Annotated in this window: 1 rRNA gene; it reads left to right on the forward strand. The window is 39.2% G+C overall.

The annotated features are described in order from the left end of the window. Positions 1-167: ribosomal RNA gene (locus Q8W26_RS17825) — 16S ribosomal RNA — on the forward strand; the annotation flags it as partial. Positions 168-772 lie beyond the last annotated feature (605 nt).

The following is a 772-nucleotide window of genomic DNA, read 5'->3' on the forward strand; positions in this document are numbered from 1 at the left end:
CGTTCCCGGGCCTTGTACACACCGCCCGTCACACCATGGGAGTGGGCTGCAAAAGAAGTGGGTAGTTTAACCTTTCGAGGAGGACGCTCACCACTTTGTGGTTCATGACTGGGGTGAAGTCGTAACAAGGTAGCCCTAGGGGAACCTGGGGCTGGATCACCTCCTTATACGATATTGGCAACAACGTAGTACTTGATACTGCATTGATTGACCAATCATTTTGGTGCTCTTCTTTAAGTGTCCACACAGATTATTTGAATACAATGTTGTCTGAGAAGATAAAGATAAGCTGTTTTGCTTAAAACACTTAACTTTGTCTTTTTTATAAAGACTGCTCTTTAACAATTTGGAAAGCTGATAAATTCAAAAATAGAATTTGATTCGAAAGAATCTAATTCGAAGTTCTTAAAAGTAATGCGTAAGCATTACGAACACAACAAGTGTTCTTGGATATTTTTGAGGCGAAAATGAAATGATTTTAACGAATCATTCTAAAACTAGACAAATGAACGAAAGTTCATGAAATCGAAAACATTAGTTGTTTAATTCATATTAAACAATATCTAACGTATTGCGCAGATAATTTTTTCTAATGCAAGGCGGACGAGGCGTGAAGAAGGGCGTGTAACTTGTTACATAACCGACTGAACAACGAAGTCCAACGCAGCAGTAGAGAAAAGAATCAAGCAAGACACATTAGGTGTTGTATGGTTAAGTGACTAAGCGTATACGGTGGATGCCTAGGCAATTAGAGGCGATGAAGGACGTGTTA

It is taken from the genome of Psychrobium sp. 1_MG-2023, from assembly GCF_030689115.1.
In the GTDB taxonomy this organism is placed as follows: domain Bacteria; phylum Pseudomonadota; class Gammaproteobacteria; order Enterobacterales; family Psychrobiaceae; genus Psychrobium.